The organism is Bacillus sp. LQ01 (genome assembly GCF_057624735.1).
In genome coordinates this window covers 49,715-74,822 of record NZ_JBYEZL010000009.1, presented here as the reverse complement: position 1 = coordinate 74,822, position 25,108 = coordinate 49,715, and the positions used below count along the sequence as shown (strand labels likewise).

The window sequence follows — 25,108 nt, the reverse complement described above, 5'->3', positions numbered from 1 at the left end:
AAACTACTATCAGTACATACATCAGGGAGGACTAATATGACAGGAAATAAAAATGACTTACTAGTAGAAAAACGTGAAGAGTTATTGAAAGTATTGCAAGCTCGTTTTGAGAAAAACATGAACCGCCATGAAGGTCTTGAATGGGCTAAAGTTGAAGCGAAGCTGACTACTAATAATGAAAAATTGTGGTCACTTAACGAAATGGAAGTAACTGGTGGTGAGCCGGATGTTATTGGTTATGATGAAGAAAAGGACGAATATACTTTCTATGATTGTTCAAAGGAGAGTCCTAAAGGCCGCAGAAGTCTTTGTTATGATCTTGAAGCGTTAGAATCAAGAAAAAAGCATAAACCAGAAAATAACGCTATTGATGTGGCGTCCGCTATGGGTATTGAGTTATTAACGGAAGAACAATATCGAGAGTTACAACAACTTGGAGATTTTGATATGAAATCATCGAGTTGGGTACAAACACCTTCAGATATTAGAGAGCTTGGTGGAGCTCTATTTTGCGATTATCGCTTTGGACATGTTTTCGTGTACCACAATGGAGCAGACTCTTACTATGCTGCCAGAGGTTTTCGTGGTTCATTAAAAGTTTAAATTAGGATAAATAAGAAAAAGAGCCTATATTCAGGCTCTTTTTCTTATTTATATTTTAAAAGTAAATTGTTACTACGCAGTTTTACTTAATTTATATGTTCTGTGGTTGTTTTTACGGAAAAGTTTAGGGAAAACATAGCCATCTAATCCAATACGTCCAGCGTTCTGCCCTGCAACTAAAATGAACATAGTCAAAATAAGCAGGTTTGGGTTTACACTAACAGTTCCGCTTAATAAAAATGAAAGATTCATTATGATTCCGAAAAATGCAGCTGTTTTTGTTAATCCGCCTAAAATCAAACCTAGACCTACTAAAATTTCTCCCCATTGAACTAAAAAGCTAAATAGGTCTGCGTTTGGAAGGACAAAATGTTGAAGGAAATCTGCCCACCAACTTTGTACTGCAGGGTGGTCCCCTGATGCTTGAGCAATAGCACCCTTTAGAAAGCCACTTGCGTCAAAAGATTGTCCGAAGACTTTGCCTATCCCAGCAGCGAACCATGTATATCCTATGTAAAGTCGTAAAAGTAATAATATGAAAGTAGCACGTTTATCAGTTCTTAAAAAATTGATAACCATTGAAATCCCTCCAATATTGTATTTACACGTTTATTATATATCCAATGTGAAAAGATTCACAATGGAGAGAATGTGAACAAGGATAGGTTGTGAATAATTGTTTTATTTTTTGTAACATTTTATCTGCTTTGATAAACTAAGAATAGAGATATATGTAAAGGAGACAAAGACTCAATATGTGGATGAACTTGTAATGATTAGAAACTAGATAGATAAATTTTGCTCTCATAAGCGAGGGTTTATTTAGTTATCTGTAAATCATTCAAGGAATGCATATTTGGCTTGTACATCCCTTTTATAAGGATAGGTGCCTATTTTATGTATCTGTCTTTTTTGTGGGAAAGTTTATATCTCTTATATAAAATATGCGTCCTTTAAACTTGGAGGAGTATATGATGAACCAATTAAAAAATAAAGTAGCAGTTATTACAGGGGTAAGTCGTCTAGATGGTATAGGGGCAGCGATTTGTAAAGAATTAGCAGAATCAGGATACGATATATTTTTTACGTATTGGACAGCTTACGATAAAGAGATGCCTTGGGGCGTTGATAAAAATGAACAAATACAATTAAAAGAAGAGTTACTAAAAAACGGTGTTAAAGTATCAAGTATGGAGTTAGATTTAACTCAGAATGATGCACCAAAAGAGCTTATAAATAAAGTTACTGAACAATTAGGGTACCCTCATATATTAATTAATAATGCAGCATATTCTACGAATAATGATTTCTCTACGTTGACTGCTGAAGAATTAGATAAGCATTATATGGTAAATGTTCGTGCGACTACATTGCTCAGTAGTCAATTTTCCCGGGGATTTGATAAGAAATCTGGTGGTAGAATTGTTAATATTACTTCGGGGCAATTTCAAGGTCCTATGGCAGGAGAACTAGCTTATGCGACAACGAAGGGAGCTATTGATGCTCTTACTAGTACGTTGTCAGCAGAGGTAGCTCATTTAGGAATAACAGTGAATGCAATTAATCCAGGACCAACCGATACAGGATGGATGACTGAAGAGATAAAACAAGGGTTAAAGCCGATGTTTCCTTTTGGCAGAATTGGTGAGCCAAGGGATGCAGCTAGACTCATTAAATTTTTAGTAAGTGAAGAGGCCGAGTGGATTACTGGGCAAGTTATTCATTCAGAAGGTGGATTTAAAAGATAAAAAAGAAGGCATCTCACCAGGGTGAGATGCCTTCTTTTTTAATCTTTCTTCAATCTTCGTGCAACACCATTCCCTAAAGACTGTAATCCTTGAACGAGGATAATTAAAATAAAGACGGTTGCATACATTACTTCAGGCTCGTAGCGTAAATGTCCGAAGCGGTATGCTAAATCCCCTAGCCCGCCAGCACCTACAAGGCCAGCCATTGCTGTTGCGCCGATTAAGCCGATCGTTGCGATTGTTAATCCGAGTACAAGGGAGGGACGAGCTTCTTTCACCATGACGTGCCAAATGATTTTTATAGTAGAGACTCCCATCGCTTGGTAGGCTTCAATGACACCGCGATCGACTTCTAGTAAAGCTGTCTCCATTAAACGTGCGATATAAGGGGCTGTGAAGACGACAAGCGGTACGATAACACCTTGCACGCCAATGGACGTTCCCATTAGAAACTTTGTAAAAGGTAAAATAAAGAATAATAGAATGATAAATGGAAGAGAGCGAATGATATTAATAATTGTATTAAGAATAGGATAGATGATTTTATTTTCACGCTGTCCACCAGGTCTCGTTAAAACAAGTGTGACGCCAAGTGGTAATGCAATAAGGATCGAGATGAGTAATGAGATAGATGTCATTTGAAAGGTTTGGATTGTGGCTTCCCATATGACTTTACCCCATTCATCCAAAAAGGACTTGTTTCCCATAATCTGTTCTACCTCCTTCTACGATGATTCCTTGCTCTTGTAAAAATGATAAAGCACGGTGGATTTCATTTTGTTCCCCTTGCATATGAACGACTAGTTTCCCATATGCTTCATGTTTTAACTGCGTAATATTACCGGATAAAATATTCGGATACACTTGGAAACGTTTTGTGGCAACGGCTAAGGCAGGTTCCCCTGAAGTAGTGCCAATAAATGAAAGTGTTACAATTTCTCCAGTACTTTGTAGTTCTTTCTGTACCTCTTTTGGAATTTTCGCTGCAAATGCGCTATTTACAAATTTCTTCGTGGTTACATGTTGTGGGTTTGTGAAAATATCTTTTACAGTCCCACTTTCGACTACAGATCCATGTTCCATAACAGCAACGCGGTCACATATACGCTGGATGACATTCATTTCATGTGTAATGAGTAAAATCGTAATTCCGATTTCTTCGTTAATCTTTAATAACAAATCAAGGATAGAATCGGTTGTTTCGGGATCTAATGCGCTCGTTGCTTCATCACTTAATAACACTTCAGGTTCATGTGATAGCGCACGAGCAATTGCAACACGCTGTTTTTGACCACCAGAAAGTTCGCTTGGATACGCATCTTTTCTATTAAAAAGATCGACAATGCGTAAATACTTTTCTACTCTTTTTTCAATTTCTGCTTTTGGAATGCCAGCAAGCCGTAACGGTAATGCGATATTTTCATAAACGGTAACAGTTTTAAGTAAATTGAATCCTTGGAAGATCATTCCGATTTTTTGTCTCGATTTTGCTAGTTCTTTTGTCGATAACGTTGTTAAGTCTTGTTCGTTTACAATGATATTTCCTGTCGTTGGTTTTTCTAATAAATTTACACATCGAATCAATGTACTTTTACCAGCGCCACTATACCCAATGATTCCAAATACCTCGCCTTTTTCTACTTTAAGGGAAGTAGACTTAAGAGCCTCAACATTCCCTTTTTTTGTTGTAAATACTTTGGATATGTTTTTTAATTCAATCATTATCGTAAGCTCCTACCAAGATGGTAAAACTGAACCATCAAATTTTTTCTCGATAAACTCTTTTACTTCTTTAGATTGATAAGCTTTCTTTAATTTGTTTACAACGGCATCATCTTTATTTTCAGTACGAACAACGACCCAGTTCACATATGGTGAATCTTTTCCTTCGCGGAAGATAGAATCTTTCGCTGGACTTAATTTTGCACCTAATGCAAAGTTTGTGTTAATTGCAGCTGCTTTCACTTCACTTAGTTGTATTGGTAATTGAGATGCCTCTAATTCGACAATCTTTAATTTTTTTGGATTTTCAATTACATCTTTTGCAGTCGCTTTTTCTGTAGCCTTTGGATCAACTTTTAAAACCCCTGCTTTTTCAAATAATTTTAAAGCTCGAAGTTCATTCGTTGGGTCATTTGGTACAGCAATTGCGTCGCCCTCTTTTAAGTCTTTTACATCTTTTATATCTTTAGAATATACGCCCATAGGGAATGTTACTGTTGAAAATACTTCAGCTAATTTCATATTGCGTTCAGCTTTAAATACATCTAAATACGATTTCGTTTGGTAGCTATTTACATCAAGGCTTTTTTCATCTAAAGATACGTTTGGCGCTACATAATCATTAAATACTTTTATATCAATTTCGAGACCATCTTTTGCTGCAACTTCTTGTACCTTTTCAAAAATTTGTTCATGTGGTCCACCTGTTACACCGACAGTAATCTTTTTCTCGTCTAATGCTTTTACCTCTTTATCTGAACTCACGCTACATGCGCCTAATAATAATACTGCTCCGCTTACAATGCTTAATAATACCTTTTTCATCTATAAATCCCCCTTCATATACGTTCCAAAATAAAAAGCACCTCCCAAAAATAAGAGAGGTGCCGAATAGACGAAATAGATTCCTCTCTTATCTTCCAAAACGAAAACTCGTTTTGCAGGAATTAGCACCTTAGCTTATACGTCATAAGCTCGGTTGCCGGGCATCATCGGGCCAGTCCCTCCGCCACTCTTGATAAGAGTATGTGTATGTAGTTTTGAATATGGTACTAATAGTAAATCGTACAAAAAGAATTGTCAATGATATTTTCGGAATATATTTTATTTTAAGATAATCGAAACGTTCCCCTTTTTATGTCCTTTTTCTACATATATATGAGCTTCAGCAATTTCTTCTAATCGGTAAGTTCTATCAATAACAGGTTTTAGCTTTTCTGTTTCAGCTAGTTGTTTTAGTAGGTTCATATCTTCTTTACTGACCTTTGCCATCATTCCGTTCACAGATACATATTTTCCATTAGGCATTAATGCATCTGTACAAAGAGACTTTTTATATTTTCCAACTGCATCAAATATAATATCGTAGTGCTCGCCCTGTTTAGTAAAATCTTCTTTCATATAATCAATTATGTTGTCTGCCCCTAAAGTTGTTACTAGATCGAAATTCGAACTACTACAAATGGCTGTGACAGTCGCCCCGAAGTATTTAGCAAGTTGTATGGCAGCTGTCCCTACTGACCCAGAGGCGCCGTATATAAGTACTCGTTGCCCTTTTTTTATCTGTCCTTTTCTAAGGAAGTGCAATGCTGAAGTTCCGCCGAAAGGAATAACGGCAGCTTCTTCATATGTCACATTGGTAGGTTTTAATGCTATTAATCCACTTTCATGCACGCATGTATATTCCGCATAACCACCAAGGTTTAGTTCTGTTAATGCAAAAACTTGATCTCCTTTTTTAAATTGTGTTACATCTGTTCCAATGTCTTCGATTTCACCGGATAACTCTACGCCAAGTATAGGTTTTCTCGGTTTTCTGAAACCTAATATGATCCGCATAGGAATCCAAAATAAGAGGGGGCTATTAAAGCCACGTATTCTACAATCTCCAGTCGATACACTTGTTGCGTGAATTTTAACTAATACTTCATTTTTTTTAGGTTTAGGCTTTTCTACATTTTGAAGCTGGAGAACATTAGGTGGTCCGTACTTTGTACAAATAATCGCTTTCATAATGACCTCCTGAAATGAGTTGTTATTATTTACATCATATTTAAACTTTTTCTCAAACATGTTGTTATATAGGAAATAAATTTAAAGATAAATATTACGAATTATATAGATTTCATAGGAAAAGAGATGATATTATTTTTGGGAAGGAGGGGACGTTATGAAAAAACTTATTTTAATTTCAAGTTTAGTACTTGCAGTCGGTCTAGGAGTAGGGTGTAGTAATGAGAAAACAAAAAAGACTGACGAACCGAAAAAAGAAGCTGTGCAGAAAGAAAAGGAATTAACAGCGAAGGATGTTTTTAATAAAGCGAATGAAGCTTTTAAAAACGAAGAAAATGTAACGATGACATATGATGTGGGAATAAAGGCTGAAGGAACAGAGATGAATGTAATAAAGGCTAAAATGCAACTAGAGCCGAAGAAAAAAAATTCTCGTTCTGAAATGAATGTTTCTGGTACAGAGGTTGTTGTTTATGATGTGGGTGGCAAAATTGCTGGTCAGTTGAAAAATCCTAATACGGGTGAAATTATGTCTGTACCAGAGGAACAATTGAATGCTAACGGAATGAACGCGACTCAAGGAATGGTAGATAATTTAGAGATTCCATCGGAAATTTTAAATAAAGTGAAGATGGAGAAAAGTGGAGATAATTATAAGCTGAAGTTTGCATTAAAAGGGCAAGAGACAGAGAGTATGCTAGCTAGTATGGATGAAAAGCAGAAACAAATGCTACAAGGCCAAAATGCAAAGATAGAAGAAATAGATGGGGAATATATTATTACAAAAGATTTTAAATATGAATCAGCAAAGATAGATATGGTTATGAGTAGCAATGGTGAGGATAAAGCGCACATTATTACGGATGCAAAGTTTACATCGTATGATAAATTTGATCCAATACAATTGCCAGCAGCAAAGTAATCACTGTCAAGAGAGGTACCTGAAAGAAAGGGTATCTCTTTTTGTTGCTAATAAGGAGAGTGTCCTTTGAAAAAAAGAAAGATAGCAGCGGTCATTGTCGCATATACGGTTTTGCTTGCAACGTCTGTACATACGTATAAAAAACAAATTGATCATCCTATTATGAGTGATGTAGGTAAATTGCTTCCGACAAAAATAAAACGTGTTGAAAGTGCTACGGAAGAGCACTCGTTAATAAAATTAGTGCGAGATGCAAAAGTTTCAGGAGAGAAAATTTCCATTGCAGGCATGCAACATAGCCAAGGAGGACAGACATATTATCCGAATGGCACGATGCTCGATATGAAAGGATATAATAAAATATTAGAATTTGATCCAGAGAAGAAGCGGATTACAGTTCAAAGTGGTGTCACCTGGAATGATATTCAGAAGAAAATAAATCCTTATGGCCTTGCGGTACAGGTCATGCAGTCTCAAAATATTTTTACTGTTGGCGGTTCATTAAGTGTAAATGTACACGGGCGTGATATTCGTCATGAGGCACTGATTGATACAGTAGATTCATTTAGATTGTTAATGGCAGATGGCACGGTACGTAATGTAAGTAGAGAAGAAAATGCAGAGTTATTTCCATATGTCATTGGGGGTTACGGTTTATTTGGAGTTATTTTAGATGTGACGCTGAAGTTAACAGATGATGAATTATATGAAATGCACACGAGAATGATAGATTATAAAGAATACGCATCTTATTTCAAAGAGAAAGTGAAAAGAGATGAGAATGTTCGTATGCACTTAGCGCGTATTTCTGTTGCTCCAAATTCATTTTTAAAAGAGATGTATGTGACAGATTATACTTTGGCACAAAATCAAAATATGAGAGAAGAGTACAGTGAATTAAAGGAAGAAAATATTATAGCTGCACCGAAATTTTTACTTGGGTTATCACGTTATAGTGATTGGGGAAAGAATACATTTTGGGATATACAAAGAGGTTATTTTGAACGTACAGATGGAAAGTATGAGACGCGTAATAACGTTATGAGATCAGATAGTGCTTTTATGGAATATGAAAATCCAAATAGGACCGAAGTGTTACAAGAATACTTTGTGCCTATAGATGCTTTCACAGAGTATATAGATGATTTACGTAATGTATTAAATGAAGAAGAGTTTAATTTACTCAACATTACGATTCGTTACGTGGAAAAGAATGAAAATGCAGTTTTGTCCTATGCGAAAGATGATATGTTTGCGCTGGTTCTTTTGATTAACCAGGGACGCTCAGAGAGTGAGATAAAGAAAACAGAGGATGTCATTCGAAAGATGATTGATATTACTTTAAAGCATAATGGTAGTTACTATTTGCCGTATTATTCTTATCCAACGAAAGAGCAGTTAAAGAGTGCATATCCTCGCATTGAAGAATTTCTCAAGAAAAAGAAGGAAGTAGATTCAGAAGAGAGATTTGTGAATTTATTTTATAGGGAGTATACGAAATGACATATAGAAGATTTGTGGCTTCGCAAAGTATCATCATGATGGCAGGAAGTATGGTATTTCCTTTTTATATATTATTGCTTCGAAACGTTGGAAATAGCTTCTCGCAATTTGGCTGGGCGTATGGCTTATTTGCTTTAACATCAGCACTTGTATATCCACTAGTGGGAAAGGTATCTGATCAAGTAGGGGATAAAAAATTATTAATCATATACGCTTGGTCCATGGCAATCTTAATGCTTTGCTTTCCAATTGCCACGGAAGTTTGGCATGTGTATATTCTTCAAATTGTAATGGGCGTTTTAGGTGCTGTGCAGCGTAATACTGAGAAGACTTCGTTAGCACGAAAGGTTGCGCAGGAAAAGGCTGGTTATGAGATTGGAAAATACCATGTGTGGACATCCATTGGCGGAGCAGTAGCGGTTATTGCCACGGGATATTTAGTAGATTTCTTTACGATTGGTACAATTTTTTATATTGCATCTATTCTATATGTAGTGAGCGGGATTGTATTAAGTAGTAAAAAAATATAACTATTCCTATTTTCACCTTAATAACCTTTATTTGTTATACTAAAAGGGAATACAAAAGAAAAGGGGACAGTGCCTTTGATGAAATTTGTAGTTTTAGCTATTCTTACTTTGTTTTTGATTCCATGGACAAGAAGTAGTAGTAAGCTTCGAGCAGTGGATAAGAAGGGAGATAAGAAGGTTGTAAAGGGTAAGAAATCATCTATTTTAGTTATTCCTGTTTTATTTTGGATAGGTATTGCAATCTATGAATACTTTTGGCTAATTGATGATCGAGTAGATTCGATTCTTACTCATTATTCTGTTGCAGTAGCAATTTTAATTGGGCTTGTTTTATTTTCACAAGATCAAATAGGGAAATTAGAAGGTACATTAAAAGGACTTCTAATGTTTATTTTACTCGCAAGTTACGGCTACTTTGGTTATTTGCACGATATAGTAATCTCGCAAAAGAAATATGATTCTGTTGTTAAGGTAGAGAAAGATATTTCAGAGCCATTTACTGAAAATGACCAGCCGTTTACAGTGCCGCCAAAGACAGCGGAGAATAAGATGAAAAAAGTATTTGGTGATATTCCAAAAGTAGCTTATTTTGAGCTAGGAGAATTAACGCCACAAATGGTAAACGGCGAGGCTTTATATGTAGCGCCGATTGAAGTTTCAGGATTTTTTAAAGCGCGTAAAGCTGAGACAATTCCAGGGTACGTAACGATGTCAGGTACGAATCCTGATGCGGAAGCGAAACTGCACCTCGGTTATAAAATGAAATATGTGCCAAGCATGTTTTTTGGTAATAATTTAGAGCGTGTGGTAAGGCAAGCAGAACCAAATTTAATCTTTAAAGGAAAACCTAAATTTGAGGTTGATGATAAAGGAAAACCATATTATACAATGACGTATGGTGAATTTATTTCAGGAAGATCTGGATTTGAGGTAGAAGGTGTTGTCGTAGTAGATGCACAAACAGGTGAAGTGAAAAGATATGATAAAGGAAAGGCACCTAAATTTGTTGATGGTGTATTAAATCATGAGACTGCATCTACGTTAAATACGTACTTTGGCAAATATATTCACGGATTTTGGAATACGAAATTCTCGCAAACAGATATGAAAATTCCGACTGAGTGGGGAACGAAAGAAGGCGTGACCCCGATCTTTGGTAAAGATGGAACACTGTATTATTTTACAGACTTTACTTCTCCAAAAGAAGGAGTAGATTCAGCTCTAGGCTATTCATTAGTAGATGCACGCACAGGCAAGCTATATTACTATAATGGAAAAGAAGTAAAGGGGATTATGGATGGTTCAGCAGCTACAGAAGTAGTAGATAATTCCTTTAAGAGAGAGAAATGGCATGGGACAATGCCTGTCATTTATAACGTATACGGTAAACCAGCTTGGATTATTCCGGTTGTTGATGACGGAGGCCTAGTACGTGCGCATACAGTTGTATATGCTGCTAATGCAAAAATATTTGCGACAGGTTCTTCGCAGAAAGAAGCGCTTGAGAATTATAAAAACGTAATGAGCGGTAATGGTGATACATTTAGACCAACCTCAACAGGAAAAGAAGCACAAAAAGAAGGTATTGTACAACGTGTATATAAAGAAAAATCAGGTGAAAATACAATCGTGTACGTACTTTTAGAGAATGAACAAAAGGTATTTATGATACCGGTGAAGAAATTCCCATATGCTATGTTTACAGAAGTAGGAGACCCAATTCAAATTACATATTTAGATACGGGAGAGACGATGGCCTCGGTATCTAAATTTACGAATAGCAATGTGAAAAAATAAAGCGGTAGAATTTCTATCGCTTTTTTTACATTATGAAAGAGGAAAATGCACTGTACTTGACGTATGTTTATGATGTAACTATAATTGTTACGATTCAGTGTGTATAGGAAAGGGTGAATTGAAAAAGTGAATGAAGTTAATCACGAAATATATAAACCTGTAAAGGCAAACAGGTTGTGGATGATTCTTGTATTAGGGACACTTACGGCGATTGGGCCATTATCTATTGATATGTATTTGCCTTCATTACCGAAGTTAACGGATGACTTGCAAACAGGTGCATCCCTAGCGCAGCTTACATTAACAGCTTGTTTGCTTGGGTTGTCAGTAGGGCAATTATTTGTTGGCTCAATTAGTGATATTTACGGAAGACGCAAACCACTTATTATTGCTCTTATTATTTATGTTGCTTCTTCTTTACTTTGTGCTGTTGCGCCATCTATTTGGACATTAGTATTATTGCGCTTCCTACAAGGAGCTTCAGGATCAGCCGGGATTGTTATATCACGTGCGATGGTAAGAGATATGTACTCAGGTTCTGAAATGACGAAGTTTTTCTCACTGCTTATGTTAGTAAACGGAGCAGCACCTATTTTGGCACCGATTATTGGGGGGCAATTGTTACAGTTTACAACGTGGCGCGGTGTTTTCATCGTTCTTGGAGCAATTAGCGTATTCATGTTAATCTCAGCTACTTTTGTATTGCGTGAAACATTACCTCCTGAAGAAAGAGAAACAGGTGGTTTGTCAGGGACTTTGGCGACGTACGGAAAATTGTTAAAGGACCGTCTGTTTATGGGATATGCATTGTCACAAGGATTAGTAACAGCGGCAATGTTTGCATACATTTCGGGCTCACCATTTGTGTTGCAGAACATATACGGAGCATCACCACAGCAATTTAGTTTATTCTTTGCGATTAACGGCATCGGTATTATTATTGCTAGTCAGGTAACGGGTCGTTTAGCGGGGAAAGTGAATGAGAAGACATTATTTGTTGCGGGTATTATTATCGCAGCTGTTGGTGGTCTATCTTTACTACTGACAATCGTACTAGGAATAGGTTTAATTGGTGTTTTATGTTCGTTATTCCTTGTTGTATCAAGTGTCGGGGTTGTATCAACAACTGGGTTCTCATTAGCGATGAGAAATCAGAAACAAGCTGCAGGAACAGCATCAGCTTTATTAGGTTTATTACAGTTTATTTCAGGAGCTCTTGTTGCTCCGCTAGTAGGTATCGGTGGAAGTAATACAGCATTACCGATGGGTATTGTTATTGCGCTTTGTGAAGTAGGAGCAGTGTTATGTTATCTATTTATGGCCAGAAGAAGTGAGAAACAGTTTGAACTGCAGCAAAAACAAAATCTAGAGGCTTAACAAAAAAGAACTGATTCAAAGGGAATGTTTGAATCAGTTCTTTTTTCATTTCTTTGAAATACCTCATACAGTTTTGTAAGGTGATGTAGTAAAGCATTGCAAAAGTTATTTGTATAAAGTGACGATACTGTGACAAACATGTTGGTATATATATTACGGTGTCGTCTTAAGTGTAAAAAGTAGGATGTTCTCGGTATAATAACAAGTGGAGATAAAAGAAACTATAATGAGTAATAGTTGTAGATAAAAGGAGAAGAAGAGATGAAGAAGGTTTTGGGTATTGCCGTAATGGGAGGAATGCTCCTTCTAGCAGGATGTAATGGAAATAAAGATACGAAAGAACCGAAAGAAAAGGTAGAGCAATCTACAGAACAAACAGAAGAGATGAAAGAATACCGTGCAGTACATGAAAAATACGATATGAAAATGAATAAAGAAATTAATAAAGCACTGCAGTTATTTGAAGTAGCAAAAGAAAAGGGCGGTAAGGAAATAACGACTGCTACATATAAAGAAGATGTGCAAAAGGTAACAACGAGCATGTTAGAAGATATTGATCATATACGTAAAGAAATTCGTGTTCCGAAGTCGAAAGAGCAAGAACATGAAGTATATGTTGGTTTCTTGAATGAATCGGAGCAAGCAATGAAAAAATTACAGAAGTTAGCTAAAGAAGAAGATTCATCGTTGATTCGTGATATAGAAATTAATTTTGCAACAGCATCGACATACTATAAACGTTTTCAAGCAGAAACGAAAAAATAACCTTGCCTGTGCAAGGTTATTTTTTCTTCTTACTACCGCCTACTTCTTTATTTTATTTCTCTTTTGTATTCTTTTTTCGTTCCATCAGAGAAGACAACTTCTAAATCAAATTTTTGATAGTCTTTATCAAGTTTGAACACGTTCACTACTTGATCGATTACTTCTTGGTCAGCAGTATTTTTATCAAATTTTAATTCTTGTAAGAGTGGGCTTAATTTTGTGATAGCCTCGTCTCCTGTTAATTTTACATCTGCTTTATGATCTTCAATTTTTGCTTCCATTTTCTTATCAGCTGCTACATTTTTATAGTCTGCTTCGTAGTCTTTCTTTGTATCTTGGTAGTCTGCCTTTAAATCGAATTCATTGAAGTTTAGTTTTAAATCTGCAGGAGCCTCATTTTTTGCTTCTTCAGTCGTCTTTTTATTAGAAGTTGTGTCTTCTTTTGCAGGAGCTTTACATCCTGTTAATGCAGGTACTAGCATAAGAGCTAATAAAACTGATAGTAGAATTCTCATTATAAATTCCTCCTTATGTAAATTCGTTCTATACAAGTTTTTCCCAAAAACATGTAATTATGTATGTGTTGAAAATAAATTATTATTCTGTAGTTGCAAGGGCTAATCCGCAATTTAAATCAAAAAAGATTTGTATGTATATGGTAAATTGAAGTTGTGAGGAGGGGCTAAAATGCATGAAGAATATAAAGAGATAATAAAAAAATCAATTGAATATATAGAGAATCACTTACATGAGGAGCTTACAACAGAAAGAGTGGCATCTCACAGTGCAGTATCGATGTACCATTTTCAGCGCATCTTTCAAAGATATGTTGGGATGAGTGTAACAGATTATATTCGAAAGAGAAGGTTAACTCATGCTGCGCAAGTGTTAGTGTCAACGGAGAGAGCTGTTATTGATATTGCAGTGCAATACGGTTTTTCCTCACAAGAGGCATTTACGAGAGCTTTTAAAAGAATGTTTCAATTGCCACCAAAGAAATATCGAAAGTACTTTCAGTCATTTTATATAGAAAGAGAGGGTGTTTCAATGCAAAAAGGTATACCGAAAGGATGGATCTTAAGTGGAAGTCATCCTGCTGAATATGAGATGGGTTTAGATTATGAAGTTGTCCATCAGGGGAAAGTATCTGCATACATAAAAGCAAAAGAGAATGTTACGCACGGAGGATTTTCAACATTAATGCAAATGTTCCGAGCGGATAAATATGTAGGAAAGAGATTACGTTTTACAGCATTTATTAAGAGTGAAAATGTAAGAGATTGGGCAGGATTGTGGATGCGAGTAGATGGAAAAGATACAGAACCGCTCGCTATGGATAATATGCAAAATCGCCCCATTAAAAATACGAATAACTGGCAATCGTACTCGGTTGTATTAGATATAAAAGAAGAAGCACTTGGTATTGCATTTGGTGTTTTATTATCAGGAGAAGGTTGTGTATGGCTAGATAGTATTCGATTTGATGAAGTAGATGAAAAAATTCCTTCAACAGATTTGGCAGAGAACTTTTATGAAACACTTTTAGAAGAGCCGGTGAATCTACAATTTGAAGAAGTAGAAAAATAAAAAACAAGGAGAAAAGATATGCTCAAATATGTAAAACTAATAAGTATTAGTTTAGTAATATCGTCTTGTATTATGGGAGTTAATTATTTAGTTAGCTATCTTTGGTCAGGGCATATACCTTCTTTGACGTGGAGAACATATTTGATGTTTGTGTTTATATGTATGATGAGTTTTGGTTCAATGCAAAAAGAAGGAAAAGAGGATTATTGACAATAGTCTTCTTCGCCTTTCTTTCATTAACACAAATGGTTGTAACTGTTTTTGGAGATGCAGGTATGATTTTCAATATCATCTCACTATCGTTACAACTTGTAAGTTTGGGTGTAATTGTACCACATGAAATGCTTTCTAAAACATACCAAACAATCAGTGAATTATTTCCTGCAATATATGCAGGAAATGGCTATTATACAATAATATTTGGAGGAGTTAGTTTAGAAAGAAATATTATTTCATTATTAGTTATTGTATTGGTTATACAATTAGTAGCAGGTATGATTTTAGCTATAAAAGGAATGGCAAAGGGAAGAGGAAGCTCTGTAGTTAAAGTTGTATAAAAGTAAAAAGGTATCCTTCATGGGATACCTTTTACTTTTGTTACTTTGCAACTTCTGTCCACTTGTAGTTAAACTCACCACCGAAGTCAGTTGTTACAAGTCCTTTAATGAAAGAGCGTTGTAAGTAAGAACGACCTTGTTGGTATAAAGGAGCGACAGCGCCGTCTTGTAATAGAATTTTTTCAGCTTGCTTCATTGCTTCAAAGCGTGCTTTTTCATCGCCAGCTAAATCTGTTTTCACTTTATGAATTAGCTCATCGTACTCTTTGTTAGAGTATTTATCGAAGTTATAAGCACTATCTGTTGTAAATAGATCTAAGAATGTAATTGGATCAGCGAAGTCAGGGCCCCAGCCGTCAATACCAATTTCATAGTCACCACTTAATAGTAGTTTTAGCTGTTGTTTACGTGGTTGTGGTTTTAAATTCACTGTTAATCCGTCTAAGTTCTTTTCTAATTCACCTTTTAAATATTCACCAGTCTTTTTAGCTAAAGCATTGTCACTTGTTAATAGTTCGATTGTTACTTTGTCAGTACCAAGTTCTTGTTTTGCTTTTTTCCAGTTTTCTTTCGCTGTTTTCACATCATCCTTGACTAGATTTCCATTTTCTTTACGGAAGTCGTTGCCTTCTGGGCTCTTTGCGAATTTCGCAGGAACCATTCCTTCAGCTGGAACAGCGCCGTTATTTAAAATTGTTTCTACGTAAGCTTTTTTATTCATTGCGCCGTTAATAGCAAGGCGTGCATGTTGATTTTTTAATGTTTCATTTTTTTGATTTAATCGTAAGAATTGAATGCCGACTTCAGCGCGTTCCTTGAAGTTTGGATCGCTCTTATATTTATCAACAAACTCTGCAGTTAAAGCAACACGATCAATTTGTCCTGAATCATATAAGTTCACTTCTGTAGACTTATCTTTAACGACATTGAAGTTGATTTCTTCTAATTTTACCGTTTTAGCATCCCAATAGTTAGGGTTTTTCTTCAATTGGAAGCTTTGTTCATGTTTCCAGTTCTCTAATGTGAAAGCACCGTTGTAAATTAAATGATTTGTTTCCAAACCATATTTATCACCTTGAGATTTTAAGTACTCTTCATTAATTGGTAAGAATGTTGAGAATGTCGTTAAGCTTAAGAAGTAGGGAACAGGACGGTCTAGTTGCACTTCTAACGTTTTGTCATCAACAGCTTTGACCCCTAGTTGATCAATTGGCAATTGTTTTTGGTTTATTTGTTTCGCATTCTTTATATCGAAGAATAAGAATGCGTATTCAGCTGCTGTATCAGGATTTACGGCACGTTGCCAAGCGAAGGCAAAGTCCTTTGCTGTAACAGGAGTACCGTTTGACCATTTTGAATCACGCAGATGGAATGTATATTTTGTTTTATCGGGACTAATGTCAACCGACTCAGCGACACCAGGAACCGGTTTATTATCTTCTCCCATTGCATATAACCCTTCAAAAACATTGCGCATTACGTTCATGGATTCCCCATCCGTTGCTTTTGCAACATCCATTGTTGGAATTTCTGAAGCGAATGATAAGTTAATTGCCTGTTTATCAGGTGCTTTATCGTTTGCTTTCGCTCCGCTTGCATTATCCTTATTTCCCCCGCAAGCAGTTAGTAATAGACTTGCCCCTAAAACAGATGCAACAACAGGTATAACTTTTTTCTTCATTGTTCGTTCCTCCCTAAATGTGTTGTTCGTAACGTCATAATGTCCATGTCTTGAAGTAGCTATAGAAGGAGATAAAACCTATTATAAATATTTGTTTATAGGTAATCAGGTGTTCTATATGTATATACATGTTGATCTATAATCTATCGTTATATGTTTCAACGTAGTAGACATTATATTTTGATGGTGAAATATTTCGTTTATTTGATTATTTAGAATATTAACACTGGAAAGAACTATATGTCAATAATAAAAATAGATTGTTAATTTCTTAGAATAATATATTGAAAAAGCGGATTCTCATGTGTGAGAGAACCTATTTTTAATATATTTTGCTAAAAAAACAATTGGTGTGGGCTAATAATAAGTGGGGATGAAGAAACCCCCACTTATTAAAGTTTCACTTTATTTTTCAATTTTTGCCCACTTGAAGTTTAATTGCCCTGCAAAGTCTACTTGCACAATTCCTTTCACATAAGAACGTTCTAAATAAGATTCGCCTTTTTGGTAAAGAGGAGCGATAACAGAGTCTTTAAATAATATTTTCTCGGATGCTAGTAATGCTTCCCAGCGAGCTTTTTCATCACCAGCTAAAGTTGTTTTCACTTTTGCTATTGTTTCATCGAATTCCTTATTAGAGTAATGATCTAAGTTATAAGGGTTATTCGTTGTAAATAGCTCAAGGAATGTAATTGGATCCGCAAAGTCAGGGCTCCAGCCATCAATTCCGATTTCGTAGTCACCTTTTAATAAAAGCGAAACTTGTTGCTTACGCGGTTGCGGTTTTATATTTACTGTTAATCCATCTAGATTCTTTTCTAGTTGTCCTTTTAAGAATTCACCAGTTTTCTTATCAAGGTCAGCATCACTCGTTAATAATTCTAATGTTATCTTTTCAGAACCAAGCTCTTGTTTAGCTTTTTTCCATAACTCTTGTGCAGATTTTGTATCAACTTTTGTTAAATCGCCATTTGCAGTACGGAAGTCTTTTCCTTCAGGTCCTTTTGCAAAGTTTTTTGGAACGAGACCAAATGTTGGTGTAGATCCATCATTTAATAACGTATTTACAAAGGATTTTCTATCAATTGTTTGATCAATTGCTTGGCGTGCAGAAACGTTTTGAAGCACTTTGTTTTGTTGATTCATACGTAAAAATTGTACGCCTACGTTTGGACGTTCTTTAAAGTTAGCATCCTTTTTATATTTATCGACGAAGTCAGATGTTAGTTTTATACGATCTAATTGTTTTGACTCGAATAAATTTACTTCTGTTGATTTTTCTTTTACGACGTTAAAATTGATTTCTTCTAGTTTGACAGTATCTTTATCCCAATAGGTAGGGTTTTTCTTGAATTTAAAGCTTTGTTCGTGCTTCCAATCGCTTAGTGTAAAAGCTCCGTTGTACAAGATTGTATTATCTTCTAAAGCGTACTTATCACCTTGTGCTTTAAAGAATTCCTCGTTAATTGGTAGAAATGTTGGGAACGCTGTTAAGCTAATAAAATACGGAACAGGACGCTCCAATTCTACCTCAAACGTATGGTCATCAACTGCTTTTACACCAAGTTGGTCGGCTGGAAGTTCTTTGTTGTTAATTTTTGTTGCGTTTTTAATATCAAAGAATAGAAATGCATATTCAGAGGCTGTTGCTGGATCTACGGCTCTTTGCCAAGCGAACACAAAATCTTTAGCTGTAACAGGAGTGCCGTTTGACCATTTTGAATCTCGCAAATGGAATGTGTATTTCGTTTTATCGCCACTTACTTCATGAGATTTTGCAACACCAGGAACAGGTTTGTTACCTTCACCAAGATTATACAAACCTTCAAATACGTTTCTCATTACTTGACCAGAATCAGTATCTGTAGCACGAGCCGTATCCATTGTTCGTATTTCAGTAGGTGAAGATAAGTTTAAAACCTGTTTACTAGGTGCCTCGTCTTTTGCATTTGCTCCGCTTGCTTCGTTTTTATAACTACCGCAACCAGTTAATAAAATACTTACTCCTACAACTGATGCAATACCGGGTACAAACTTCTTTTTCATTTGATTTTCCTCCTAAATAATTAAGTTTGGATGATGATGAGGGAAATGAAAAATAAAAAATCCCTCTTTTCATATTGAGAAAGAGGGATTTTTACGTACAAGTTATGCACCCGTATATAAACGAAGTCCCTCATTCTATCTTTCAAGCATAAAGCTTGCAGGAAGTGGCACAGTATTCAAAATGAACCTGTTGCCGAGGTTTCAAAGGGCCAGTCCCTCCACCTCTCTTGATACAATGAGTAAACGAATAAATTTTATTAATTTTTGTGTTTCTTTGATAATTCAAAATCTTACACCTTGAATAATGAAGTGTCAACTAAATGAAAAATAGTTTAAATTTTCAGTTTTATCAAACGGAAAAATCACTGCATAGGGCAGTGGTTTTTCTACTAGAAGTTAAAGTTATCTGGATCTGGACCAACGCGACGATCTTCATTTAAAGCTTGAATTGCTTTCATATCATCAGCACTTAATTCAAAGTCGAAGATGTTTGCATTTTCAATAATGCGATGTTCTTTAATTGATTTGGGAATTGTTACAACTTCGTTTTGTAAATCCCAGCGTAAAATAATTTGCGCAGTTGATTTATTATATTTTGTTGCAATTTCTTGTAACGTTGGATTATCTAGTAGTTGTCCTTGCATTAATGGTGACCAAGCTTCAAGCTGAATATTATGTTCTTTACAGAATGCATGTAACTCTTCTTGTGCTAAACGTGGGTGGTATTCCACTTGGTTGACCATTGGCTTAATTTCAGCAATTTCAAATACGTCTTGTAAGTGGTGAATGTGGAAATTACTCACACCGATAGCGCGAACACGGCCATCTTTATAAAGTTTTTCTAATGCTTTCCATGATTCGGTATATTTCCCTTTTACAGGCCAATGTACTAAATATAAATCTAAATATTCTAGACCTAATTTCTCTAATGTAGTTTCAAATGCTTGAAGTGTTGTTTCATATCCTTGATCGCTATTCCATACTTTTGAGGTAATAAATAATTCTTCGCGTGAAACACCGGATTCACGAATCGCTTGTCCAACGCCTTCTTCATTTTGATAGATTGCTGCAGTATCGATGCTGCGGTAGCCATTTTTAATTGCTGCTTTTACAGAATCAATTACTTCTGAACCATCTTCTACTTTAAAAACACCTAAACCAAACCAAGGCATTTTTACACCGTTATGTAATGTTGTATAGTCTTTTAAACTTGTTAAAATCATATTATTTCCCCCTAGCTTTTTTGTTTGTTGCTTCTACTGCTTTTTGAATTGCCTCTGAAAAATTATATTCGTATAAAGTTTTGAGACCCTCAGCTGTGGAACCACCTGGCGTTGTTACTTGTTCGCGGAGGTTAGCTGGATTTTGCGTTTGTTCGAGCATAGAAGCAGAGCCAGAAATCATTTGAATGACAAGATGTTTTGCGGTTTCTTCATCGACTCCATAACTTTTTGTTGTTTCAATTAGGCTTTCAGCAAAGTAATAAAGGAAGGCTGGTGCACTTCCAGTAACTGCAGTAAGCTGATGAACTTCTTCCTCAGTACAAAGTTGCGAAGTACCAATACCTTTTAAAAGCAGTTGCAGGGTTTCTTGATGCATCTCGTTTACTGATTGTCCCATTGTATATAAGGAGATAGATTTTCCAATTTCAGCAGCTGTATTAGGCATAATCCAAGCAACAGGCGTGCCCTTTGGGAGTCTAGCTTCTAAATAAGATGGTCCAATGCCGGCTGCGACTGTTACGACTAGTTGATTTGATATTAACGGAGATAGCTCAGCTAATAACTCTTCATGAGCAGAAGGTGGCATTGCTAAAACAACCGTATCAACAGATGTAACATGCTGTTTCCAATCTGTTGCAGTAGACACATTATATCGATGTTGTAACTGTTTTAGCTTTTCTACGTTGCTTCGGTTAGAGACGATAATTTCTTCGATGTACTCTTTGCTTGTTTTAAGTAATCCGGAAAATATAGCTTCTGCCATACGACCGGCACCAATAAATAAAATTCGATGTTTAGTTAGCATATTCTTTATTCCTTTCTAGTAGAGATATGTTATAAAAACGATATCATCTTTAAGAGAATGTTGTAAAAAGAAAAGACTTATCGTAGATGGAATGGATAATGAGAAGGCGGAAATTCATGCTAATATTAACTGTTATTAATCTCTTTATATGTGTAGCTGGTTTGCTAGAGTGGAAGAGCAATTATAAGGGGCAAGAACATACAAATAATTATATCTAGAAAATAATTAGAATTGAAAAACCCCTGAAGCATATATGCTTCAGGGGTTTACTAATAGAATATAAGATTATGCTTTTGTCATACCAAGTAATACAGCGCCGCCGATAATTAAAACACTACCTAGTGCAATAAAGATCAATTGACGTTTTGTTTTCTTTTCACCTAAGAATACAATCGCACCGAATGTTGAGATAACGATTCCAGTTTGAGATAATGGGAAGCTTGTTGCTACTCCAACACGTGGTAATGAAAGAAGTAAGAATAAGTTTCCAGTTCCCCATAGTAAACCAGACAAAGCATTACGGATTGCATATTTGTTAAACGGTTTATGTTTAGACGTCAGTACAACCGCACCAACAAACATACCAACTGCTTGTGGTAAAATAGCAGACCAACCATCAATATTATACCAACGAATAATAATTACATATACAAGATAGCCGAAAGTAGAAACAATTAAAGTAAGAAGTCCTTTTTTCAATTGTCCAGGTGGCTGAGCATTTTCTTTATCATCTAATGATGTGAATACAACACCAACTACAATTAATAGGATTGCAATCGTTCCCAGAATGATCGTTGTAGTAGTAGTCCACTCACGGAAAGCGATAACCCCAAAGATAGAAGTTGCAACAAGTTGCATACCAGTAGAAATCGTTACAGTAGTTGAAACACCTAGTTTTTCAACTGTTTTTAATTGGTTTACTTGTCCTAAAGCCCAGAATAAACCTGAAATAAAACCAACAATTAAGATTGTCATTGTTAAAGCTGGTTGAGTAAATACATACATAATTGTTGCGAAGAATAGAGCACCGATTGTCATACCTACCGTTTGGCTATATGCACCACCGCCCATTTTTACGCTTACTAATAAGATGTTTCCCCATGCAATTGCAGGAAGAAGCGCTAATAAAATGTCCATTACAAGACTCCCTTCGGTTTGCTATACCAATATAGTTACATATCGTTCTAACGATCGGTAATGCCCCACTAATAGAGTAGAAGATTACCGATCGCTAAAACAGGATGAAGAATTCACGATATAAATGCGTTTTCATTTCTTCATTTTTTGAAACACCTCCATATAATAACAGGAAATTGCCTATTTTAGAAAGTGAATTCGAATAAAATGTATATTTAAATAAGAGGTAAAATTCAGTTATTTCCCATTGGTATATTTTATTTCCTAAGAAATAAAGAAGCAGCTTCGACAAAAGCTGCTTTAAGAGTTAGTGATTCTTTTATTAATAAGTTGAATACATAGTAGAAATACGAGTGACATACCGATAGTAATAACTACAAGTGTCCAGGCGAGTTGCATATTACTTGCATCAATAGCCATGTAAATTGCAGTTGGGATTGTCTGTGTTTTACCAGGAATGTTCCCGGCAAACATGAGTGTAGCACCAAACTCACCGAGCGCGCGGACAAAGCTCAAAATCATCCCGCTTAGTAAGGCAGGAAATGCGAGTGGAAGTGTAACGTGCAGAAAAACTTGATATTCACTTGCGCCAAGGTCACGAGCACTTTCTTCAATTTGTACATTTGCGATAGAAAATCCCGTTTTCGCTGATTGGTACATAAGTGGAAATGCAACAACTGTAGAAGCAATGATCGCAGCAGTAGATGTGAACATAATAGACTGCTGAAATAATGATTCAACCCACTTTCCGATCGGGCTGTTGTTTCCAAAGATGATGATGAGAAAGAAGCCGATAACAGTTGGTGGAAGTACCATTGGTAATAAAAATATGGTTTCTAATAGTACTTTATATCGCCATGAGGAGCGAGCTAGTGCTCGTCCGACAATTGTCCCTAAAATTGTAACGAGAATAGTGGCGCACGCAGCTACTCTTAAAGATAGAAAGACAGGCGATAAAATAGCATCAATGCTCATAGTAATTACGACAGAACTGTAAATCCATATTTCTTAAAGATAGATTGTGCCTCTTTTGACTGCAAATACTCATAAAATGAAGTCGCCTCTTTCTTATGTTTAGATTCCTTTATAACACCTAAAGGATAGTGGATTGGCTCATGAGAAGTAGCTGCTGCTGTCTCACCAATCTTTACTTTATCCGAAATGAGAGCATCTGTTTTGTATACGATGCCAGCATCGACATTCCCTGTTTCTACATATGTTAACACTTGGCGAACATCTTTTGTAAATACGACTTTATTTTGAACATCATTCCAAAGGTTTTCGTGTGTTAGAGAAGCCTTTGCATATTTGCCAGCAGGTACAGATTCAGGTGTACCAAGTGCAATTTTTTTGATTTTCTCATCTTTTAAATCTTGAAATTTTGTAAGTGAACTATCTTTAGGGATGACTAGAACTAGTTCATTTCCAAGAAGATTTTTCCCTTCTTTTTCACTAATGAATCCTTTTTTTACAAGGGTTTGGAATTTATCTTCTGCTGCAGAGAAGAATAAATCAGCAGGTGCACCTTGTTCAATTTGTTGTTGAAGTGCTCCAGAAGCACCGAAGTTAAAAGAAAGTTTGATATTTGGCTCTTTTTCTTTATATTGTTTTTCGATTTCTTTTAATGCATCTTGTAAGCTTGCAGCAGCTGAGATAGTCAGTTCAACTGTTTTATCCTCTTTAGCAGCTGACTTTGTATGCTTTTCCCCACTTGTACAAGCAGCACTAAATATAAGAAGGAAAGAAAGTATAAGTGCCCCGATGGAACGTAATGTAAATTTATTCATAAAAAAATCCCCTTTCGTTTTGATACATCTAATTATAACTAATTATATCTAAATATAAATAGTTATAATTGAATGTAATTTGAACATATATCTATTTTTAAAAAATAGGAGAAATATTCTTTTCTTTGTTACAATGAAAGGAGAAAGTGAGGAATCGTCTATGGATCATCATTCCTACACAACGGAAGAAGTAGCAAAGCGATTAAAAGTATCAAAATTAACTGTATACGACTTAATTAAAAAAGGAGAACTTCCTTCTTATAGAGTTGGTAGACAGATGCGCATTGATGCAGCAGATTTAGATCAATATATAAAACAAATGAAAACAGGAAAGGTACAAGTTACTCCTGTAAAAAACGATGGTAGTAGTATCTTGAACACGTGTATTATTAGTGGTCAAGAACTAACGTTAGATATGTTAGCTAAACGTATAGAAAATCGTTTGCCAAGTTCTAATGTTTTAAGGGCGTATCAAGGTAGCTTAACGAGTTTAGTGAAAATGTATCAAGGAGAAGGAAGTATCGTTAGTTTGCATTTGTTTGATGGTGAAACTGGTACATATAATGTTCCTTACGTAAAACGCATTTTAGTAGGACAGCCATGCATTATGATTAATTTATTGTCCAGAAATGTAGGATTTTATGTCCGAAAAGGAAATCCGAAGAAAATAAAGACATGGGCTGACATATCCGGGTCCACTATAAAGTTTGTGAATCGAGAAAAGGGTTCTGGTATTAGAGTGTTAGTCGATGAACAATTACGAATCCAAAAATTAAATAAAGCTGATATTAGTGGATATGAATGGGAAGAATCGAATCATCTTGGTGTTGCCACGCAAGTTGCAAATGGAAAAGCTGATGTAGGAGTAGGTTCAGAAAAGTTTTCGCAAATTGTAAATGTGGACTTTATTCCAATCATGAAAGAACAGTATGATTTAGTAATTTTGAAGAATAAAGAAAATGAAGAGTTGATTGAAGTTGTGAAAGACATTCTGCAATCGGAAGAATTTCATAATGAATTAAATGCGATTGGCGGATATGATATTACGAAAACAGGTCAAATTGTATATGAAACAAACTAAAAAGCTGCTTGTCTATAAGACGAGCAGCTTTTTCTATATATAAAGGGGGTTGGGGAAACAAAGTGTTAAACAAGACCTTGAGCAAGTGTATAAATGAAAGCCGTAAGAAGAGTGGCTCCACTTGCAAGTCCGATAAAGTCTGATTTGTTGAAAGTAATGTTGTTCATTATAAACTCTCCTTATTTGTTTAATGTAGTTGCAACAGCTTTTGCATCGACAAGTGC

General features: G+C 35.7%; 26 protein-coding genes and 2 riboswitches. Of the genes, 12 read left to right on the top strand and 14 right to left on the bottom strand.

The features are described from left to right. Positions 1 to 36: 36 nt before the first annotated feature. Positions 37 to 603, top strand: coding sequence for a DUF4256 domain-containing protein (locus AC22L0_RS28040; protein ID WP_487272557.1), 567 nt, complete (start codon positions 37 to 39; stop codon positions 601 to 603). A 72-nt stretch (positions 604 to 675) separates the two neighbouring features. On the opposite strand, the gene AC22L0_RS28035 is transcribed toward AC22L0_RS28040, so the two are convergent. After that, complete coding sequence (locus tag AC22L0_RS28035) at positions 676 to 1,182, bottom strand: DoxX family membrane protein (protein ID WP_000236359.1); 507 nt, start codon at positions 1,180 to 1,182, stop codon at positions 676 to 678. Between the two features lie 392 nt (positions 1,183 to 1,574). Here AC22L0_RS28035 and AC22L0_RS28030 point away from each other — a divergent pair, with 392 nt between their 5' ends. After that, positions 1,575 to 2,351 carry an SDR family oxidoreductase gene (locus AC22L0_RS28030; protein WP_002098920.1) on the top strand — a complete coding sequence of 259 codons (777 nt, stop codon included), beginning with the start codon at positions 1,575 to 1,577 and terminating at the stop codon, positions 2,349 to 2,351. Between the two features lie 38 nt (positions 2,352 to 2,389). On the opposite strand, the gene AC22L0_RS28025 is transcribed toward AC22L0_RS28030, so the two are convergent. The 4 genes from AC22L0_RS28025 to AC22L0_RS28010 form a co-directional block, all read right to left on the bottom strand. Then, complete coding sequence (locus AC22L0_RS28025; RefSeq protein ID WP_000527151.1) at positions 2,390 to 3,058, bottom strand: methionine ABC transporter permease; 669 nt, start codon at positions 3,056 to 3,058, stop codon at positions 2,390 to 2,392. Next, a complete protein-coding gene (locus AC22L0_RS28020; RefSeq protein ID WP_000571318.1) occupies positions 3,033 to 4,073 on the bottom strand; it encodes a methionine ABC transporter ATP-binding protein in 1,041 nt (346 codons plus the stop codon). The genes AC22L0_RS28025 and AC22L0_RS28020 overlap by 26 nt, the downstream gene beginning before the upstream one ends. Positions 4,074 to 4,085: 12 nt before the next feature. Continuing rightward, positions 4,086 to 4,898, bottom strand: a complete 813-nt coding sequence (locus tag AC22L0_RS28015) for a MetQ/NlpA family ABC transporter substrate-binding protein (protein WP_087966431.1) — start codon at positions 4,896 to 4,898, stop codon at positions 4,086 to 4,088. Between the two features lie 85 nt (positions 4,899 to 4,983). Continuing rightward, a riboswitch (SAM riboswitch) is annotated at positions 4,984 to 5,098 on the bottom strand. 79 nt (positions 5,099 to 5,177) lie between these two features. Then, entirely contained in the window at positions 5,178 to 6,086 is a 909-nt protein-coding gene (locus AC22L0_RS28010) for an NAD(P)-dependent alcohol dehydrogenase (RefSeq protein WP_000643862.1), read from the bottom strand. Between the two features lie 157 nt (positions 6,087 to 6,243). Here AC22L0_RS28010 and AC22L0_RS28005 point away from each other — a divergent pair, with 157 nt between their 5' ends. The 6 genes from AC22L0_RS28005 to AC22L0_RS27980 all read left to right on the top strand — a co-directional run bounded on the left by AC22L0_RS28005 (position 6,244) and on the right by AC22L0_RS27980 (position 12,980). Then, positions 6,244 to 7,008, top strand: coding sequence for a DUF6612 family protein (locus tag AC22L0_RS28005; protein WP_000733612.1), 765 nt, complete (start codon positions 6,244 to 6,246; stop codon positions 7,006 to 7,008). Positions 7,009 to 7,074: 66 nt separating this feature from the next. Continuing rightward, positions 7,075 to 8,511 carry an FAD-binding oxidoreductase gene (locus AC22L0_RS28000; protein WP_048567481.1) on the top strand — a complete coding sequence of 479 codons (1,437 nt, stop codon included), beginning with the start codon at positions 7,075 to 7,077 and terminating at the stop codon, positions 8,509 to 8,511. Next, the gene (locus AC22L0_RS27995; RefSeq protein ID WP_000222367.1) at positions 8,508 to 9,041 is read left to right on the top strand and encodes an MFS transporter; all 534 of its coding nucleotides are present in this window, start codon (positions 8,508 to 8,510) and stop codon (positions 9,039 to 9,041) included. Before AC22L0_RS28000 ends, AC22L0_RS27995 begins: the two co-directional genes overlap by 4 nt. Positions 9,042 to 9,119: 78 nt before the next feature. After that, positions 9,120 to 10,838, top strand: coding sequence for a DUF3981 domain-containing protein (locus AC22L0_RS27990; protein ID WP_000674048.1), 1,719 nt, complete (start codon positions 9,120 to 9,122; stop codon positions 10,836 to 10,838). A gap of 117 nt (positions 10,839 to 10,955) precedes the next feature. Continuing rightward, positions 10,956 to 12,215 carry a multidrug effflux MFS transporter gene (locus AC22L0_RS27985; protein ID WP_223153447.1) on the top strand — a complete coding sequence of 420 codons (1,260 nt, stop codon included), beginning with the start codon at positions 10,956 to 10,958 and terminating at the stop codon, positions 12,213 to 12,215. Positions 12,216 to 12,476: 261 nt separating this feature from the next. After that, the gene (locus tag AC22L0_RS27980) at positions 12,477 to 12,980 is read left to right on the top strand and encodes a hypothetical protein (RefSeq protein ID WP_000756517.1); all 504 of its coding nucleotides are present in this window, start codon (positions 12,477 to 12,479) and stop codon (positions 12,978 to 12,980) included. A gap of 47 nt (positions 12,981 to 13,027) precedes the next feature. Here AC22L0_RS27980 and AC22L0_RS27975 read toward each other — a convergent pair whose 3' ends face one another. After that, positions 13,028 to 13,495 carry a YusW family protein gene (locus AC22L0_RS27975; protein WP_001221553.1) on the bottom strand — a complete coding sequence of 156 codons (468 nt, stop codon included), beginning with the start codon at positions 13,493 to 13,495 and terminating at the stop codon, positions 13,028 to 13,030. A 172-nt stretch (positions 13,496 to 13,667) separates the two neighbouring features. Here AC22L0_RS27975 and AC22L0_RS27970 point away from each other — a divergent pair, with 172 nt between their 5' ends. From AC22L0_RS27970 to AC22L0_RS27960, 3 genes are read left to right on the top strand one after another with little or no spacing between them, the layout of a single operon-like run. Then, the gene (locus tag AC22L0_RS27970) at positions 13,668 to 14,567 is read left to right on the top strand and encodes a helix-turn-helix transcriptional regulator (protein WP_087966429.1); all 900 of its coding nucleotides are present in this window, start codon (positions 13,668 to 13,670) and stop codon (positions 14,565 to 14,567) included. A gap of 18 nt (positions 14,568 to 14,585) precedes the next feature. Next, positions 14,586 to 14,777, top strand: a complete 192-nt coding sequence (locus AC22L0_RS27965; protein ID WP_000922552.1) for a hypothetical protein — start codon at positions 14,586 to 14,588, stop codon at positions 14,775 to 14,777. After that, positions 14,774 to 15,124 carry an ABC-2 transporter permease gene (locus tag AC22L0_RS27960; protein ID WP_000156942.1) on the top strand — a complete coding sequence of 117 codons (351 nt, stop codon included), beginning with the start codon at positions 14,774 to 14,776 and terminating at the stop codon, positions 15,122 to 15,124. The genes AC22L0_RS27965 and AC22L0_RS27960 overlap by 4 nt, the downstream gene beginning before the upstream one ends. Before the next feature lie 40 nt (positions 15,125 to 15,164). On the opposite strand, the gene AC22L0_RS27955 is transcribed toward AC22L0_RS27960, so the two are convergent. From AC22L0_RS27955 to modA, 7 genes are all read right to left on the bottom strand, one after another. Further along, entirely contained in the window at positions 15,165 to 16,805 is a 1,641-nt protein-coding gene (locus tag AC22L0_RS27955; protein ID WP_000730942.1) for a peptide ABC transporter substrate-binding protein, read from the bottom strand. 405 nt (positions 16,806 to 17,210) lie between these two features. Then, on the bottom strand, positions 17,211 to 18,851 hold the full coding sequence (locus AC22L0_RS27950; RefSeq protein ID WP_000726474.1) for a peptide ABC transporter substrate-binding protein: 1,641 nt from the start codon (positions 18,849 to 18,851) through the stop codon (positions 17,211 to 17,213). Between the two features lie 132 nt (positions 18,852 to 18,983). After that, positions 18,984 to 19,088: riboswitch (SAM riboswitch) on the bottom strand. A gap of 152 nt (positions 19,089 to 19,240) precedes the next feature. Further along, positions 19,241 to 20,074: an aldo/keto reductase gene (locus tag AC22L0_RS27945; protein ID WP_000604196.1), complete on the bottom strand. Its 834-nt coding sequence runs from the start codon at positions 20,072 to 20,074 to the stop codon at positions 19,241 to 19,243. A 1-nt stretch (position 20,075) separates the two neighbouring features. After that, positions 20,076 to 20,879: a pyrroline-5-carboxylate reductase gene (gene proC / locus AC22L0_RS27940; protein ID WP_000956278.1), complete on the bottom strand. Its 804-nt coding sequence runs from the start codon at positions 20,877 to 20,879 to the stop codon at positions 20,076 to 20,078. A gap of 285 nt (positions 20,880 to 21,164) precedes the next feature. Further along, the gene (locus tag AC22L0_RS27935) at positions 21,165 to 22,016 is read right to left on the bottom strand and encodes a GRP family sugar transporter (protein WP_000353544.1); all 852 of its coding nucleotides are present in this window, start codon (positions 22,014 to 22,016) and stop codon (positions 21,165 to 21,167) included. Positions 22,017 to 22,316: 300 nt separating this feature from the next. Then, positions 22,317 to 22,991: a molybdate ABC transporter permease subunit gene (modB, locus tag AC22L0_RS27930; RefSeq protein WP_000020526.1), complete on the bottom strand. Its 675-nt coding sequence runs from the start codon at positions 22,989 to 22,991 to the stop codon at positions 22,317 to 22,319. A gap of 5 nt (positions 22,992 to 22,996) precedes the next feature. Beyond that, positions 22,997 to 23,803 (bottom strand): molybdate ABC transporter substrate-binding protein, encoded by an 807-nt coding sequence (modA, locus tag AC22L0_RS27925; protein WP_048567479.1) that lies wholly within the window; start codon positions 23,801 to 23,803, stop codon positions 22,997 to 22,999. A gap of 160 nt (positions 23,804 to 23,963) precedes the next feature. On the opposite strand from modA, the gene AC22L0_RS27920 reads away from it, so the two are divergent. Then, positions 23,964 to 24,884, top strand: coding sequence for a substrate-binding domain-containing protein (locus AC22L0_RS27920; protein ID WP_048567487.1), 921 nt, complete (start codon positions 23,964 to 23,966; stop codon positions 24,882 to 24,884). Between the two features lie 65 nt (positions 24,885 to 24,949). Here AC22L0_RS27920 and AC22L0_RS27915 read toward each other — a convergent pair whose 3' ends face one another. Beyond that, complete coding sequence (locus AC22L0_RS27915) at positions 24,950 to 25,051, bottom strand: DUF3948 family protein (RefSeq protein ID WP_001060018.1); 102 nt, start codon at positions 25,049 to 25,051, stop codon at positions 24,950 to 24,952. Positions 25,052 to 25,108: the final 57 nt, after the last annotated feature.